The sequence below is a fragment of the Desulfobacter sp. genome, from assembly GCA_028768525.1.
Classification (GTDB): domain Bacteria; phylum Desulfobacterota; class Desulfobacteria; order Desulfobacterales; family Desulfobacteraceae; genus Desulfobacter.
On sequence record CP054837.1, the window covers coordinates 1,168,683 to 1,185,021 of the forward strand.

The 16,339-nt window shown below is 54.4% G+C and carries 15 protein-coding genes; 10 read left to right on the plus strand and 5 right to left on the minus strand.

The features are described from left to right. Nucleotides 1-7: 7 nt before the first annotated feature. Entirely contained in the window at nt 8-1,540 is a 1,533-nt protein-coding gene (hutH, locus tag HUN04_05350) for a histidine ammonia-lyase (GenBank protein WDP89184.1), read from the minus strand. A gap of 22 nt (nt 1,541-1,562) precedes the next feature. Next, entirely contained in the window at nt 1,563-2,282 is a 720-nt protein-coding gene (gene hutC, locus HUN04_05355; GenBank protein WDP89185.1) for a histidine utilization repressor, read from the minus strand. 108 nt (nt 2,283-2,390) lie between these two features. Here hutC and HUN04_05360 point away from each other — a divergent pair, with 108 nt between their 5' ends. The 10 genes from HUN04_05360 (at nt 2,391) to HUN04_05405 (ending at nt 12,850) form a co-directional block, all read left to right on the plus strand. Continuing rightward, nucleotides 2,391-3,632 carry an imidazolonepropionase gene (locus tag HUN04_05360; GenBank protein WDP89186.1) on the plus strand — a complete coding sequence of 414 codons (1,242 nt, stop codon included), beginning with the start codon at nt 2,391-2,393 and terminating at the stop codon, nt 3,630-3,632. Nucleotides 3,633-3,669: 37 nt separating this feature from the next. Continuing rightward, nucleotides 3,670-4,323, plus strand: a complete 654-nt coding sequence (locus HUN04_05365; protein ID WDP89187.1) for a metallophosphoesterase family protein — start codon at nt 3,670-3,672, stop codon at nt 4,321-4,323. A 48-nt stretch (nt 4,324-4,371) separates the two neighbouring features. Beyond that, complete coding sequence (locus HUN04_05370; protein ID WDP89188.1) at nt 4,372-4,563, plus strand: CooT family nickel-binding protein; 192 nt, start codon at nt 4,372-4,374, stop codon at nt 4,561-4,563. Next, nucleotides 4,563-5,129 (plus strand): hypothetical protein, encoded by a 567-nt coding sequence (locus HUN04_05375; protein ID WDP89189.1) that lies wholly within the window; start codon nt 4,563-4,565, stop codon nt 5,127-5,129. Before HUN04_05370 ends, HUN04_05375 begins: the two co-directional genes overlap by 1 nt. Nucleotides 5,130-5,241: 112 nt before the next feature. After that, complete coding sequence (locus HUN04_05380) at nt 5,242-5,709, plus strand: hypothetical protein (protein ID WDP89190.1); 468 nt, start codon at nt 5,242-5,244, stop codon at nt 5,707-5,709. Between the two features lie 15 nt (nt 5,710-5,724). Beyond that, nucleotides 5,725-8,400: a DNA mismatch repair protein MutS gene (gene mutS, locus HUN04_05385; protein WDP89191.1), complete on the plus strand. Its 2,676-nt coding sequence runs from the start codon at nt 5,725-5,727 to the stop codon at nt 8,398-8,400. Next, nucleotides 8,397-10,208 carry an N-acetylmuramoyl-L-alanine amidase gene (locus HUN04_05390; protein ID WDP89192.1) on the plus strand — a complete coding sequence of 604 codons (1,812 nt, stop codon included), beginning with the start codon at nt 8,397-8,399 and terminating at the stop codon, nt 10,206-10,208. The genes mutS and HUN04_05390 overlap by 4 nt, the downstream gene beginning before the upstream one ends. A gap of 19 nt (nt 10,209-10,227) precedes the next feature. Further along, nucleotides 10,228-11,016: an enoyl-CoA hydratase/isomerase family protein gene (locus HUN04_05395; GenBank protein ID WDP89193.1), complete on the plus strand. Its 789-nt coding sequence runs from the start codon at nt 10,228-10,230 to the stop codon at nt 11,014-11,016. Between the two features lie 87 nt (nt 11,017-11,103). Then, complete coding sequence (locus tag HUN04_05400; protein WDP89194.1) at nt 11,104-12,408, plus strand: phenylacetate--CoA ligase; 1,305 nt, start codon at nt 11,104-11,106, stop codon at nt 12,406-12,408. 10 nt (nt 12,409-12,418) lie between these two features. After that, nucleotides 12,419-12,850, plus strand: coding sequence for an amino acid-binding protein (locus HUN04_05405; GenBank protein ID WDP93171.1), 432 nt, complete (start codon nt 12,419-12,421; stop codon nt 12,848-12,850). 123 nt (nt 12,851-12,973) lie between these two features. Here the strand turns inward: HUN04_05405 and HUN04_05410 are convergent, their stop codons facing one another. From HUN04_05410 to HUN04_05420, 3 genes are all read right to left on the minus strand, one after another. Continuing rightward, a complete protein-coding gene (locus tag HUN04_05410) occupies nt 12,974-15,001 on the minus strand; it encodes a HAMP domain-containing protein (protein ID WDP89195.1) in 2,028 nt (675 codons plus the stop codon). 64 nt (nt 15,002-15,065) lie between these two features. Further along, complete coding sequence (locus HUN04_05415) at nt 15,066-16,025, minus strand: AAA family ATPase (GenBank protein WDP89196.1); 960 nt, start codon at nt 16,023-16,025, stop codon at nt 15,066-15,068. Beyond that, nucleotides 16,022-16,339, minus strand: a complete 318-nt coding sequence (locus tag HUN04_05420) for a hypothetical protein (protein WDP89197.1) — start codon at nt 16,337-16,339, stop codon at nt 16,022-16,024. Before HUN04_05420 ends, HUN04_05415 begins: the two co-directional genes overlap by 4 nt.

Here is a 16,339-nt window from a genome sequence, read left to right on the forward strand (position 1 = left end):
CCTGGTTCTAGTACAACTCCCCGATTTTTGCTTCCACCGCCCCGACGATGGCACCGCTGCGCAGCAGCGCCTTGACCTTGGCAATATCCGCAGACAAGAACCGGTCTTCGGTCATGTAATCCACCTCCCTGCGGATGATTTCATAGGCGGCCATGGTGCCTTTCCCGGCCTTTAGATTGGTGAACAGGTCGATGGCCTGAGCCCCGCAGAGCAGTTCAATGGCAATGACCTCCTCCACATTTTCCACAATGTCCCGGCACTTCCGGGCGGCCACCGCCCCCATGGAGACATGATCTTCCTTGTTGGCCGAGGTGGGAATGGAATCCACCGAGGCGGGATGGGCAATGACCTTGTTTTCCGACACCAGGGAGGCCGCCGCATACTGGGCGATCATAAACCCTGAATTGAGTCCCCCGTCCTCCACCAGAAAGGCGGGTAAACCGGATAGCTGGGGGTTCACCAGGCGTTCGATGCGCCGCTCTGAAATATTGGCCAGTTCGGCGATGGCAATGCCCAGGAAATCACAGGCCAGGGCCAGGGGCTGGCCGTGGAAATTCCCCCCGGATAGAAACTCGCCGGACTCCGGAAAAATAAGGGGGTTTTCAGTGGAGGCATTCATCTCCACCCGTATCACCCGGTCCACATAGCCGAAGGCATCCCAGGAAGCCCCGTGGACCTGGGGGGAACAACGGAGGGTATAGGCATCCTGAACCCGTGAACAGTCCCTGTGGGAGGAAATGATTTCCGAATCCTCGGTGATGTTGAGCATATTCTGGGCCGCCTTCATCTGGCCGGTGTGGGGCCGGGCCCGGTGAATCCGGGGATCAAAGGCCGCCCGGGTGCCCATCAGGGTTTCAAGGCTCATGGATGCGGCAATGTCCGCATGCTTGCATAGATTCAAAGCGTCATGGAGGGCCAGGCATCCCAGGGCGATCATGAACTGGGTGCCGTTGATCAGGGCCAGCCCCTCCCCGGCGGCCAGTTCCAGGGGAGCGATCCCTTTTGTTTCCAGGGCTTTGGCCCCGGACATCCGCACACCATCCACAAAGGCCTCGCCTTCGCCGATGAGCACCAATGCCAGGTGGGCCATGGGCACCAGGTCACCGCTGGCCCCCACGGAGCCCTTCTCCGGCACCACAGGGACGATACCGGTGTTAAGCAGGTCGGCCAGCTTTTGAATGGTTTCCAGGCGCAGTCCGGAATTCCCCCGGCAAAAATCATTGATACGCAGGGCGATCATGGCCCGGACCACATCCTCTGCCATGGGCTTTCCCATTCCGGCAGCATGGGAAAGCAGAATTTTTTTCTGGAGCGCCCGGGTATCCTCAAAGGAAATCGTCACATCGGAGAGGGCCCCGAATCCAGTGGTCACCCCGTAGATTCGTTCCCCTTCCCTCACCCATTTGTCCACCAGGGCCCGGGCCTTATTGATCCTGGCCACGGATTCAACGGAAATGGCGGCATTGACCCCCTCCCTGGCAATGGATACCAGTTCTTCCAACTGAAAATTTTCCCCGTTTAATTTAATGGTCTTTTTCATATCGTCCCTTTCCGTTTATCTGTTATCGTTTAAACCGACCCTTGAGCGCATAACGGCTGCCCGGAGAAATAAGCCTGGAGTAAGTGGCCACCCGGTCAAAGGACCAGGTCCGCCGTGTCAGACAGAGGCAGGGGGTATCCGGTTCAATTTCCAGAAGGGTCGCAATTTCTCCGTTTGGACACATAGCTTCGATCTCATGTTCCGCCTCCTGCACCGGCGCCGTGTCCAGAAGATAATCGCTCGGGGTCATCCGGGTGAAATCCTGCTCCAGATATTTTGGGGCAATGGCCGGATTGATAAACCGCTCCGAATACTGTACCGGAACCTCCCGGTCCAGGTGCAGAAGAATAGAGTGAAATATCCTGTCCCCGGCGGATAGTTTCAGCTTTGCTGCAATCTCCGGGTGGGCCGCTTCCTCTTGAAGCAGCAGCACACGGGACCCCGGAATCCCGCCCCAGGCCGTTATTTCCTTTGATATACTTTTAATCTCCAGAAGGGCGGCCTCGGGCTTGGGCCGGGCAACAAAGGTCCCCACCCCCTGGATGCGGACGATGCGGTGTTCCTCGGTAAGTTCCTTCAGGGCACGGTTGGCCGTCATTCTTGAGGCATTGAACTCTTTGGCAAGCCTTGTTTCCGAGGGCACCCGGTCATCGGGCTTGAGTTTTCCCGATTCAATATCCCGGATTACGCTGAGTTTGATTCTCTGGTACAAAGCAAGGGGCTGGTCTTGTTTTTTTTCCATGGAGGTATCGGGTTCCAGTTTAAATTTAATCGGTTGACTTCATATCTATACTTGTATAGACAAGTAGTATATAATTTATGTCCAAATGTCAATATAAGGAGAAAAAACGTGGCTGATACCATCTCTTCCTGGAACACCCTTTATATTAACGCTCACCTGGCCACCATGGCCGGTCCGGGATACGGCGCCGTTCCCAGCGGAGCACTGGCCGTGGCCGACGGTAAAATTGCATGGACAGGTGCCATGGCAGACCTGACAGGCCCGGCAGACACACTGGCGGAACAGGTCATTGACTGCCAAGGCAAATGGCTCCTTCCCGGCTTTGTGGACTGCCATACGCATCTGATCTGGGCCGGTTCCCGGGCCAGAGAATTTGAAATGCGCCTGGCAGGCGCCACCTACGAAGAGATTTCCAGACAGGGCGGGGGCATATTCTCAACGGTCCGGGCCGTGCGGGAGGCCTCTGAAAATGAACTGTTCGAAATTGCCGCCCGGCGCATCCGCCATTTTATTTCCCGGGGCATCACCTGTGTGGAAATCAAGTCCGGCTACGGTCTGGATATTGAAAACGAACTGAAAATGCTTTCCGTGGCCGGCCGACTCAATGCTGAACTGCCCGTTCATATTGAAGCCACCTTTCTGGGCGCCCATGCCCTGCCCCCGGAATTTTCCGGCAGGTCCGGGGAGTATATGGACCTGGTCATCCAAGAAATGCTGCCCCGGGTAAAGGACCAGGGGATTGCAACCGCCGTGGACGCCTTCTGCGAAACCATTGCCTTTCCCAGGGACCAGACCGAATCGTTGTTTCGGGCGGCCGCAGACCTGGGGTTCAAGGTCAAACTCCATGCGGAGCAGCTTTCCGACTCCGACGGGGCCGGCCTGGCCTCTGAATTTGACGCCCTCTCCTGCGACCACCTGGAATACCTGTCTGAAAAAGGGGCCCGGGCCATGGCCACCCATGGGGTAACGGCAGTGCTTCTGCCCGGTGCCTTTCACATGCTCAAAGAGACCCAGAAGCCGCCCATGGGCCTGATGCGGGATTTAGGAATCCCCATGGCCCTTGCCACGGACCTGAACCCGGGCACCAGCCCGGTATTCGGCATGACTCCGGTGCTGAACATGGGATGCCTGCTCTTTGGCATGACCTGTGAAGAGGCCCTGGCCGGTGCCACCGTCAACGGCGCCAATGCCCTGGGACTTTCCCGGCGCAAAGGAAGCCTTGAAGCCGGAAAAGATGCGGATTTCGTGGTCTGGGATATTGATTCCCCGGCCGATCTCTGCTACCTGATGGATAACACCCCTGTGGACCGGGTGGTAATCTCGGGCCGCACCGCATTTAAAGCGGACTGACACGCTGGGGGGTGATTTATTTTTTAGCGGAGGAACCATGCGCATCTACGCCGTTGCCGACATCCACGGAAAAAAAAGACACCTGGCCGCCATCTACGGGGTATTGGATAAGTATGCCCCCGATATCATTGTGGCGGCCGGGGACCTGACCAGTCACCTCAAATACCGCACCTGCCTTTCCCAACTGGACTGCCTCCCGGTTCCGGTGCTTGCCGTTCGGGGAAATACCGACCTCAAACGCATTGAAAGCCGCATTGGAAAGGCCCGGAACCTGCACCTGCTCACCCCGGCCCCCTACCATGCGGGGGGCCTTTCCTTTTCCGGTGTCTCAGGCACCCTGGTCCTGCCCCTGGCCTCCAGGATCTGCCTGGGGGAGAACAAACTGCTCACCACCCTGCCCTGCCCCATGGACGAAGACTCAGTGCTGGTGGCCCACCCCCCGCCCAAGGGAATCTGCGACCGGGTGGCCGGAAAATTTTCCGTGGGCAGCAAAAACCTGGCCGGATTCATCCGGACGGCACAGCCCGCCCTGGCGCTCTGCGGCCATATCCATGAACAGCCCGGCAAGGGCCGCATCGGCAGAACCATAGTGGTGAACTGCGCCATGGGCCGGTCCGGTATCGGCGCCCTCATTGACATGGAAAAAGGACGTTCCCCCCATGTAAATTTCTTGCACCGGGGCGACCTGTAGTGTTAAAGAAATAAGGCATGCGCAACCCATAAGGTAAAGGAAGCAAATATGTGTGAATCCAATGTATATTTAAAGGATGGGGACCAGGAAACCCTGGTCATGGAAAACGTGGCAACCATCACCCCTGCCGGGGAAAGTAAATTCATCCTCAGGGGACTGCTGGGAGAACAAAAGGAAATTGCCGGCGTCATCGAAGACATCAACCTCATGGGACATAAAATCATTCTAAAAGCCGTATAATGACCTTTTTTTCAGAGTATCTGGACAGTATTGCCCGGGCCAACGGCCTGGGCAATCTGCCTTTGGACTGGCTCTTTTACCCGGGTATGCTCCAGGACAGCACAGGAATGTGGTGGGCCGACTTCGGCACCCGCCATGCGGCCCACGAAGGCATTGATATCTGTTTCTACAGAAACGGCAAAGGCACCAGCGCCCTGCCCCCCGGTGCCCGGGTGCCTGCCGCAGCCTCCGGCACCCTTCTGAACATTTCCAGTGATCTCATGGGCAAAAGCCTTGTGGTCTCGCTGGATAACGCTGCTGAAGGCGGGGCAGGCCGCGACGAAGACCAGCCCGTTTTAGTCTATTCCCATCTTTCCCCCGATCCGGGCCTTGCCCCGGGGGACCGGATCTCAAAAGGAGATATCTTGGCCGCCACCTTTGATGCCAGGACCATAAAATCCCGGCTGCTCTCCCACCTCCATCTTTCCTGCGTGCTTATTCCCGCCGCTGTGGATAAGGGAGCGCTGGACTGGGGGCTTTTTGCGGACAGAGAGCGGGTGACTTATATTAATCCCGTATTTCTCTAACCCGCTGAAAGGCGCGTCTATTAGGTAAAAGAAGAATTGAAAAAAAAGAAAATTTGATCTATGATCACCTTCAATTTGTAACGCACCAGCTAATCTAACACGGAGAGGATGAATGAAGATTATTAAAGTTCTGTTTTTTCTCATTATCCTGGGCACCCTGGGAACCATCGGCTACCAGAACCAGGAGTATTTTCTGACCAACATGGGGCTGCACATCGATATCACCATTTTTAAAAAAACATTCCTCCAGTACACGGCCAGGGAACTGCCCAACTGGGCCTATTGGGGCATCTGCTTTGTTCTGGGCCTGCTCATCGCCTCCATTCGCGGCATGGTCAAAGCCTTCCGCCTGGGCCGTGAAATAAAGGCCAAAAATCTTCGGATCGACAAGCTCAAGGGAGAAATCAATACCCTGAAAACCGAGCTGGACGTTTATATCCACGATCCCTATATCAAAAAACACCTGGCAAACAAGGCTGCAGAAGCCGAGGCCGCTAAAGAAGCCGCCAACAATCCTGTGGCTGAAAAAATAGAAGAAACAAAAGAAGAAGAAAAAGAGGCAGAGGAAGCCAAGGCGTAACACCCTTTACCATCCATGAGCAACAAGAAGCAAACGCCCATGATGGCCCAGTACCTGGCCATCAAAGAGACATACCGGGATGCCATACTCTTTTACCGCATGGGGGATTTCTATGAAATGTTCCTGGACGATGCGGTTAAGGCGGCCGGCATCCTGGAAATCGCCCTGACATCCAGGAACAAGAACGATACCGAGCCCATCCCCATGTGCGGGGTGCCCTACAAGGCGGCAGACGTCTATATCGCCAAGCTCATCGAAAAAGGATGCAAGGTGGCCGTCTGCGAGCAGGTGGAAGACCCGGCACAGGCAAAGGGCCTGGTGAAACGGGAAGTGGTCCGGGTCATCACCCCGGGGATGATTCTCAACGAATCCCTGCTGGACAAGGGAAGTAACAACTTCCTGGTGGCCATTTCCAGGGTAAAAGAGTATGCAGGCCTGGCCTGCCTGGATATTTCAACGGGCACCTTCACCACCTGCCAGGAGGCGCGCACCTCCGGGGCGATCCCTGCGGCCCTCATCGACGAGGCCAGGAAACTGGACCCCAGGGAAATCCTGCTGCCGGAAAATTTCAGAACAGACCCGGCCTATGCAAGCATAAGAAAAGCCTTTTCCCACCTTGAAACCACCTATCTGGCCAACCGGGACTTTCACCTTGAAGATGCCAGGGAGCGGCTCAAGGAAAAATTCGCCACCCGGAGCCTGGAAGGGTTCGGCATCGAACGGATGCCCGCCTCCATATCCGCAGCCGGCGCCGTCATGGCCTATGTGGAAGAGACCCAGATGCAGGCCACCCGGCACATCTTCAAGATTGCCCCCTATGACCTGGAGGACTTCCTGGTCATCGACGACAGATCCTGTAAGAACCTGGAACTGCTTTCCAATATCCAGACCCAGGACAAAAAGGGAACCCTCATCCATGTGCTGGACAGGACCGTCACCGCCATGGGAGGGCGCCTGATCAAGCAGTGGATCCGGTATCCCCTGGTGGATCCGGACAAAATCCAGATGCGCCTGGACTGTCTGGAGGAACTGATAAACGCCCCCCAGGCCCACCAGTCCATCGGGACCCGGCTTAAATCCGTCTATGACATGGAGCGGCTGGGATCCAAAATTTCCATGGGCCAGGGCAATGCCAGGGATATGATTTCCCTGAAAAATTCCCTGTCCAACCTGCCGCGGCTCTTTGAGGACCTCTCAGCTTTCTCCCACCCCATGCTCAACGGCAGCCGGATGGAAGGCCGCCGGGACATCATGGAGCGTCTTGACGGGCTTACCGGCCTGATCACCCGGGCCATCCGGGAAGATGCCGTCCACACCCTCAACGAGGGCAATATCATCAATGACGGATACAGCGAGGAACTGGACGAACTGCTGGCCATCACCCGGGACGGTAAATCATGGATCGCAAAGACCGAGGCCAGGGAAAAGGAAAAGACAAAGCTTTCCTCCCTGAAAATAAAATATAATAAGGTCTTCGGTTATTTCATTGAAGTATCCAAGGCCCAGTCCGCCCAGGTGCCGGAACACTATATTCGAAAACAGACCCTGGTCAATGCCGAACGGTTCATCACCCAGGAGATGAAGGAGGTGGAGACCACCATCTTCAACGCCCAGGACCGCCGCAACGCCCTTGAATATGAAATTTTCTGCACCGTGCGCGAGCAGGTAGTCGAGCGGGCCCGGGACATCCTTACCATGGCCGGATTCATCGCCCGTATCGATGTCCTCCAGAGCCTGGCCCGGGTGGCCCTGGAAAACAATTATGTAAAGCCTGAGATCCGTGACGACCATTGCATTGTCATTGAAGAGGGCCGCCACCCCGTTGTTGAAAAACTGATCCAGGGGGAACGTTACGTTCCCAACTCCATTGCCATGGACGATGCAACCTGCCAGCAGATGCTCATCACCGGTCCCAACATGGCCGGCAAGTCAACGGTGCTGCGCCAGGTGGCCCTGACCGTGCTCATGGCCCAGATGGGCTCCTTTGTACCGGCAGTGAAAGCCTCGGTCTGCATCACCGACCGGATCTTTACCCGGGTCGGCGCCCTGGACAACCTCTCCTCGGGCCAGTCCACCTTTATGGTGGAGATGGAGGAAACCGCCAACATCGTCAACAACGCCACGGAAAACTCCCTGGTCATTTTAGATGAAATCGGCAGAGGCACCTCAACCTACGACGGCATGAGCATTGCCTGGGCCGTGGCCGAATACCTCCATGACCTCAATGCCAAAGGGGTGAAAACCCTGTTTGCCACCCATTACCATGAGCTGACCCGGCTGGAGGCAACCAAGCCAAGGATCAAAAACTACAATATTGCCGTAAAGGAGTTCAACGACAATATCGTCTTCCTCCGCCGCCTGGTTGAGGGGGGAACCAACAAAAGCTACGGCATCCAGGTGGCCCGGCTGGCCGGTGTCCCCGACCGGATTATCGATATGGCAAAAGGGGTATTGGCATCGGTGGAAACCCACCAGGCCCCCCAGCCGGAGGTAATGCCCGGCCCTGTAGATTCCAAGCCCGCCAAAAAGAAGAAAAAAACCAGAAAGGCCAGAGATGACGGGCAGATGGATCTTTTTGCCGGGCCCGACACCGAGCTGAAAAAAATGCTGGACAAGGTGGACATCGCCCTGATGACCCCCCTTGACGCCTTGAATTTCCTGAACGAACTCAAGCAGAAGGCCTGTTCATGAAACGGTTCCGGCCAAACGCCCTGTCCTTGATCTGCCTGCTCCTTGCAGGGGCGGTGCTGACCTGGGCCCTGCCCTGTGCCGGAACGGCCCAGGCCGGGCGAAGGGCCAAATCCATTTATATGACCGCAGATGCCTTTCACCAGAAGCTGAAAAAATCCCCGGTCCAGCAACAGAAAATATCCGCCTGGCTGACCTGCATTGAAAAGTATAAAACCGTTTACCGCCGTTACCCCGATGATTCCTGGGCGCCGGCAGGCATGTTCAAGGCGGCGGAACTCTACTTCCAGCTCTACAAAAGAGCCGGAAACGGTGATTACAACGAACTGGCCCGTGACCTGGCCGTCAGGATCACCAGAAAGTATCCCGGCAGTGCATACAGCGGCCGGGCCAAAATCCTGATCAAATCCATTAAAAAGTCATCGGCCGGCCGTGAAACGGCACCGGTCAAAACCCTTACCGCTAAAAAGGCGGAAACAAGGGACGATGCCGCCATCGCCCGGTATAAGCTGGACAAGCTTGAGAAAAAAAGCCAGCGGATACAGACCAAAGCGGCCAAAACCATAAAAGAACTTCCCCCGGAACCGGCCCCGGCGAAAACAACGGCTCCGCCTCTTCCCCAGCCCGCCATACCTGGAGATGACACCCGGGTCACCGATCTCAGGTTCTGGTCGAATCCCGAATACACCCGGATCGTGGTCAATGCCGACGGAGAGCGGCCCTATTCCCACAGGCTTTTAAAAAAAGACCCCAAACTCAATGTGCCCTTCCAGCGGCTCTACATCGACATTGAAAAGGCCCGGCTGGGCCAGGGGGTGGCCGAACACACCCCCATCAACGATGATCTCTTAAAACAGGCCAGGGCCGGACAATACCTGCCCCACACGGTCAGGGTTGTGGTGGACATCAAGGCCTTTGAAAACTATAAAATATTTTCCCTGAAAGACCCGTTCCGCATTGTCATTGATGTATGGGGCAAAAACGGAAAGGCCGCGGCCCTTGCCGCCCGGCCGGATCAAAAGGATAAAAAAGGCGCAGGCGCGCCTTCTGGCACACCTGAAAAAACAGACCGGATCACCACGGATAACCTCAAATCCTCGGACATCGCCCGCCAGTTGGCCCTTGGGGTGAGAAAGATTGTCATCGACCCGGGACACGGCGGAAAAGACCCGGGTGCCCCAGGTTACCTCAAAGGGGTATGGGAAAAGGATATCGTTCTCAAATTGTCCAAAAACCTGGCGGACAAGCTGCGTGACCGTCTTAACTGCGAGGTGATGCTCACCCGTACCACCGATAAAAAGCTTTCCCTTGAGGAACGGACCGCCATTGCCAATACGGAGCGGGCCGACCTGTTTATCTCCATGCACTGCAATGCCGCACGCAATAAACGGCTTTCCGGCATCGAAACCTATATATTGAACCTGGCCACCGACGACCAGGCCATTGCCGTGGCCGCCCGGGAAAATGCCACCTCGGAAAAAAACATCTCAGACCTGGAATATATCCTCAGCGATCTGATGAAACACGCCAAAATTGAGGAATCCACCCGCCTGGCCAACGATGTTCACAAGTCAATGGTCACCGGCATGAAGCATAAATATCCGAAGGTCAATGACCTGGGAGTAAAGCAGGCCCCCTTCTACGTGCTGCTGGGCGCCCGCATGCCCTCCATTCTCATTGAATCCTCGTTTATCTCCAATAAGGTAGAATGCAACCGGCTCATGACCAAATCCTATCGGGATGCCATCTGCACCGCCATCGCCGACGGGGTTGAGAAATACATCAACGCCACAAACCCAAAACATCTGTAACGCGAGGAAAGGAGTAGACATGTCTTTTGAAAACATTATTCTTGAAGTTGAAAACAGCATTGCCACCATCTTTTTCAACCGGCCCAAAGCGCTGAACGCATTGAATAATGCCCTGTTCGACGAGCTGGATACCGCCCTTGACCAGATCATGGACAACGACGATGTCCGGGTGCTCATCCTCACGGGAACAGGGAACAAGGCCTTTGTTGCCGGCGCCGACATTTCTGAACTGGCAAAAATGGATCCCCTCCAGGCCAAAAACTTTTCCCGGAAAGGCCAGAAGGTGTTCTCCAAAATCGAATCCCTGTCCATCCCGGCCATCGCCGCCGTCAACGGATTCGCGCTGGGAGGGGGCAGCGAAGCGGCCATGGCCTGCGATTTCATCTATGCCTCGGAAAAGGCCGTTTTCGGGCTGCCGGAAATCAACCTGGGCCTGATCCCGGGCTTCGGCGGTACCCAGCGCCTGGCACGTCTGGTGGGGAACAACCGGGCCAAAGAAATGGTTTTCACAGGAAAAAATATTCCTGCTGACAAAGCCCTGGAATATGGTATGGTAAACCAGGTCTGCCCCCATGAGTCCCTCATGGAAGAGGTGATGAAAACCGCAAAATTGATCGCATCAAAAGGGTGTGTGGCCCTGAGGGCTGCAAAAGAAGTGATCCAGGCCGGTACCGCCGCAGACCTCGAAACCGGCTGCATTATTGAAAACGACGGTTTCGGCATGACCATGGCAAGTGAAGATGCCAGGGAAGGCACCACCGCATTCATGGAAAAACGCAAGCCTGAATTCAAAGGCAGGCTAAAATAAACAAATGGATTAGTGTGTGGGCGAAAATCTGAGAACCCAGAGTCTTTCGCCCAGACGCTAAATAGCAATCAGGGGAGAAGAACGACCATGCCTATCTACGACATTGATTTTGAAACCATGCCCAGGGAGGGTCTGGAAGCCATCCAGCTCCGCAGGCTCCAGACCACCATTGAACGGATTTATGCAACGGTTCCCTTTTATAAGGAAACCTATAAAAAAGCCGGCATCAATCCTGCTGACATCAAAAGCCTGGATGATTTAAGGCGGCTGCCCTTTACCACGAAACAGGATTTGAGGGACAACTATCCCTATGATATGTTTGCCGTCCCCATGGAACAGGTTGTCAGAATCCATGCCAGCTCCGGCACCACCGGCAAGCCCACGGTTGTCGGCTATACCAAACGGGATATCAGCACCTGGGCAGACCTCATGGCAAGATCCATGTCCGCCGCCGGCGCCACCAACGGGGATATTATCCATAACGCCTGGGGCTACGGCCTGTTTACCGGCGGCCTGGGCGCCCACTACGGTGCCGAACGTCTTGGCGCATCGGTGATCCCGGTTTCCGGGGGCAACACCAAACGGCAGATCACCATCATGCAGGATTTTAAACCCACCATCCTCTGCGGCACCCCTTCCTATATCCTGCACCTGGCGGAAGTGGCTGATGAGATGGGCGTTGATTTCAGGGATCTCCATTTTAAATCCGGCATCTTCGGCGCCGAGCCTTGGACCGAGGAAATGCGCCAGGAACTGGAAGAAAAGCTCAACCTCAAGGCCATCGACATCTACGGCCTCTCCGAAGTCATCGGCCCTGGGGTCTCTGTGGAATGCTACGAAGAACAGGCCGGCCTCCACGTATTTGAAGACCATTTCATCGTGGAAGTCGTGGATCCCGACACCCTGGAACCGGTTCCCCACGGCGAATCCGGGGAACTGGTATTCACCTCCCTCACCAAGGAGGCCTTTCCGGTCATCCGGTATAGGACCAAGGACATCACCTCCCTGAATCCCGTTCCCTGCACCTGCGGCAGGACCCATATCCGCATGAACAAGCCTACAGGGCGGACCGACGACATGCTCATCATCAGGGGCGTCAATGTCTTCCCCTCACAGATAGAAAGCGTGCTCATGGAAACCCGGCAGATTACCCCCCACTACCAGCTTGAGGTGGACCGGGTGGACAACCTGGACACCCTCACCGTCAAGGTGGAGATCGACGACACCATGTTCAGCGACGACATCAAGGGGCTGCAGGCCATGGAAACCAAAATCTCCCATGACATCAAAGAGCACCTGGGCGTTTCCGCCAAAGTGGCGCTCGTTGAACCCAAAACCATTGCACGAAGCCAGGGCAAGGCTGTCCGGGTAGTGGATAACCGCAAATTATAAAGGAGAATATATAATGGCTGAACAGATATCCATATTCATTGAAAACAAGGAAGGCCGACTGGCTGAAGTGACGGCTATTTTAAGGGATGCCCAGGTCAATATCAGGGCCCTCTCCCTGGCCGATACAACGGATTTCGGCGTATTGCGCCTCATTGTCAATGACAACGACAAGGCCACCGCTGCCCTGAAGAATCAGGGGTTCACCGTGGGCAAAACCCAGGTCCTGGCCGTTGAGGTCAGCGATGAACCCGGCGGGCTGAACCGGGTGCTGGACCCCTTGAGCGAACAGAATGTCAATGTGGAATACATGTACGCATTTGCCAATCCCCAATGCAAAAATGCCATCATGATTTTCAGATTCGACGACCTTGAAAAGGCAAAGGAAATCCTGGCCGAAAACAGCATTAAAGTCATTGACGGACAGGAGATCTGCAATCTATAGTCCTCCCAGGAAACCAGAAACAGCAGCACTGATCGGCTAAACGCAGAAAACCCCGGACCGGTTCTCCAAAAAACCGGCCGGGGTTATTTTATTCGGGATCTTATATCTGGGATCTCAGATGGTTTAATCCGTGGCTGGCAGGCTGACCCTGAATGTTGTCCCCCGCCCCGGAGCGGACTCCACCTCAATATGCCCCTTGTGGTTTTCCGTAATGATAAAATAGGATACGGCCAGGCCCAGTCCGGTGCCGTCCCCCACCGCCTTGGTGGTGAAAAAAGGCTCAAAAATCCGTTTTCTGACCTCTTCTTCCATACCCGGTCCATTATCACTGATTTCAACACACACCTGGCCCTTTTCCATGCTGGTGCGCATGGTAAAGGCAGGATGCTGGTCTTCGCCGAGCCCGAACATGGCCTGGGCACCGTTGGAGAGAATATTGAAAAAGACCTGCTGGATTTCACTGGACTTGCATTTCACCTTGGGAAGCTCAGGATCGTATTCCCGGTTGATATGAATCTGCTTGAAATCAAACTTCTTTTTAAGGTTGTAGTCGCTGGCCGCCAGCTCCAGGGTCTGGTCCAGGAGCAGGGAAAGGTCTTCTGGTACAAAGCCCGAGGCACTCTTCCTGGAAAAAGAAAGCATGTTGGAAACAATGGCGGCGGCCCGTTTCCCGGCATCCATGACCGAATCCAGCATTTTATGGATGCCCCGGTGCTGCATATAGGCATCCATGCTTGAAAAATCAATCCCAAGTTCTTCTGCGGCCTTAAGGTTGGCTGGAATGGGTTTTTCGATCCGGTTGCGGATGACCTGGGTATTCTGGAGTATCCCGGCCAGGGGATTATTGATTTCATGGGCCATACCAGCGGCAAGCCCACCTAAAGAGACCATTTTTTCCGACTGGACAATCATCTCCTCCAGCCTGGATTTCTCGTCCTGCTGTCTTTTCAGGCTCAGGGCTTCAACCAGGGCCACGGAGAGCATCTGTGCGGCATCTTTATCTTCCGAGAAAAACCCCTTGTCCTTGTCCGCAAAGGCGACCATACCCAGCACATCCGATCCTAAAACCAGGGGAATTCCCATGAAGTTCTTAATGGGGAAATGGACTTCAGGCAACAGGGAAAAATCAGGATGGGAGGCGGGATCGTTGGTAATGACCACCTCCTTATCGATAAGCACCCGGGCCCGTACCCCCCGCAGGCATTCGCCCATGGCCGTCATATCGCCTTCGCCTGCGGGACAGCCGGTTTGAACCAGCCTGGAGACGGCCAGAATGTCCATGCCGTTCTTTTGCTCATTGAGTTCAGCCACAAAGCAATAGGTGCTTGGGATCACATTCTGGGCAATGGGAATGAATAATTCAGCAATTTTCTGATAGGAACCGGCCACCATTGAACGCTGGAAAAACGTGTTGACCGAAGAAATAACCATGCTCTGGTGGAGAATCTTTTTCTCCTTTAGAATTTTCTGGCGGATCTCCCCTTCCAGGTTTTCATTGGTATGGGCAAGATCTTCGATCTTATCCTTGATGGCATCGCGCATGATGGCAAAATTCCTGGACAGAATCCCGACTTCCCCGACCCCGTTTTCCTCTATATCCTTGTCCAGATTGCCTGCGGCAATTTCCGACGCCACATCGGCCAGCTTTGTGACCGGCCGCATCAGGGTATTGATCAGGAAAACGAGGACGATGGTCATGATCAGGATAACGGAGAATGTGAACCAGAGCATTTTGGTTCTGAATCCGGCCAGTTTTTTCTCAATGAGGCTGGTGGAATATACCACCGCGATTTTGCCCAGTTTCAGGCCGTTGTAATAGATGTAAAAATTCTTGTGAATGTCCATCCCGCCGGGATCGAACTCCCGCTGGAGATGAATGTCAATATCAATGTCAGACTCAAGAATGGCGATGCTCTTCATATTCTCGTCGTCGAAAAAGGTCTCCATATTGACTTTAAGGGTCTCAAGATCGACATTGTACAGGGGCCTGGTATTTACCAGCCGCATCACATAGGCGGCTTTGTCGATTTTCATCCTCAAACTGGTCAATTCAAGTTTTCTGACCTGTTCGGTAATATAAAAACAGAGGAAAAGGCTGATTATACTTGAAGCAATAACCACAACCGTGATAATTCGCGATCTCAGACCCATCTTTATTCTTTCCTGTGAAATGAAATGTCAGCGATTGACCTTCATAGTCTCACAGTTCCCTGCATTAAACAAGGGAAGTCTGCTCCATGGTAATCCGCTTTACCAGCTTCCTATAATCCTCGGATCCGTTTGACCCAGGGGCATATTCAAATATGGTCTTTCCGTAGGACGGGGCCTCTGCCAGGCTTTCGTTATATCGGATGGGGAAACACAGATGCTTTGGATATAGCTTTTGAAGCTGCTCATACAGGGTCTGAGGTCCCTTTATCCGGGCATCCATAAATGTTGGCACGATATATTTGAGCTGGATCTCTTTTCTGTATTTCTGGATGGCACCCAGGCTCTTGATAAACTCGGAAAGGCCTTGGAGGGGCATGACCTCAAGGGCCACAGGCACCAGCACTTCCGTTGCGTAAAAAAGCACGTTTACAATGAGCTGATCCCAACCGGGTGCGGTATCGATGAGAATAAAATCAAACTGCTGGTCCAGGGGCTTGAGTACCTCGGCCAGGGTATATTCGGCACCAAAGCTTTTACGGTCAATGATCCGCTTTACCCCGGCAAGGGATCTGCCGCCGCCCAGCAGCCATAGGTCTTTACGGGCCTCCACCAGGCACTCTTCCATGGGCAGTTCCTTGGTCAGCAATTCCGTAAGCCCGGCACTGGGCCGTTTGCCCAGAATATAGGAAGACTGGCCCTGGGTGTCTGTATCCACCAGAAGTACCTTATAGCCGGCCAGCGCAAGTCCGGCCCCGAGATTGACGCTGGTGGTGGTTTTACCGACACCGCCCTTGCTCAGGGTGATACAGATTTTCCTTGCCTCCGGAGGGGTAAAGGTTTCTTTCCCGCCAGCGGTTTTTTCTTCCTCGGTTGCCCCGGTCAAGCTGTCAATGGCCACTGGAAACTTAAATTTGCAGGACCGGCATGTAGCCAGAATGTTCTTTTTTTTGCTCTCAACAAATGCTTTAAAGCTATCAGGTTTGACCTTGTGTTTTCTGGCGCATTTCGGACAGGTGATAATCACTTTGCCCCCTCCTTTTTTAACTCCGCCACAATGGCATCGACTGCAATATTGGCCAGTTTCCGCATAGAAACCCGGGTTGCGGCGCCCCTGGAACCGACCTTAACTTTAATTTTCGCTCTACTTTCCCAAATTTCCACGGAAACGTTTTCCACGGAGGCTTTCCATTTCGCCGGATGCTTCCCGCCGGATTCGCCTTCCAACTCTTCAAGGGTGCTTGCCTTATATATCAGGCAGTCCAATTCACGGGTGTCTGATTCAAATTCCTTGTCGTCGGTGTCAAGGATTTCTTCGATTACGTCTTTTTTCTTTCCCAC

What these genes read in the sequence shown, in the direction of transcription:
- HUN04_05375 (WDP89189.1), top strand. Translation starts at nt 4,563, where the DNA reads ATGACCTTTTTTTCAGAGTATCTGGACAGTATTGCCCGGGCCAACGGC.
- HUN04_05390 (WDP89192.1), top strand. Translation starts at nt 8,397, where the DNA reads ATGAAACGGTTCCGGCCAAACGCCCTGTCCTTGATCTGCCTGCTCCTT.
- HUN04_05365 (WDP89187.1), top strand. Translation starts at nt 3,670, where the DNA reads ATGCGCATCTACGCCGTTGCCGACATCCACGGAAAAAAAAGACACCTG.
- hutH (WDP89184.1), bottom strand. Translation starts at nt 1,540, where the DNA reads ATGAAAAAGACCATTAAATTAAACGGGGAAAATTTTCAGTTGGAAGAA.
- HUN04_05395 (WDP89193.1), top strand. Translation starts at nt 10,228, where the DNA reads ATGTCTTTTGAAAACATTATTCTTGAAGTTGAAAACAGCATTGCCACC.
- HUN04_05410 (WDP89195.1), bottom strand. Translation starts at nt 15,001, where the DNA reads ATGGGTCTGAGATCGCGAATTATCACGGTTGTGGTTATTGCTTCAAGT.
- mutS (WDP89191.1), top strand. Translation starts at nt 5,725, where the DNA reads ATGAGCAACAAGAAGCAAACGCCCATGATGGCCCAGTACCTGGCCATC.
- HUN04_05370 (WDP89188.1), top strand. Translation starts at nt 4,372, where the DNA reads ATGTGTGAATCCAATGTATATTTAAAGGATGGGGACCAGGAAACCCTG.
- HUN04_05380 (WDP89190.1), top strand. Translation starts at nt 5,242, where the DNA reads ATGAAGATTATTAAAGTTCTGTTTTTTCTCATTATCCTGGGCACCCTG.
- HUN04_05400 (WDP89194.1), top strand. Translation starts at nt 11,104, where the DNA reads ATGCCTATCTACGACATTGATTTTGAAACCATGCCCAGGGAGGGTCTG.
- hutC (WDP89185.1), bottom strand. Translation starts at nt 2,282, where the DNA reads ATGGAAAAAAAACAAGACCAGCCCCTTGCTTTGTACCAGAGAATCAAA.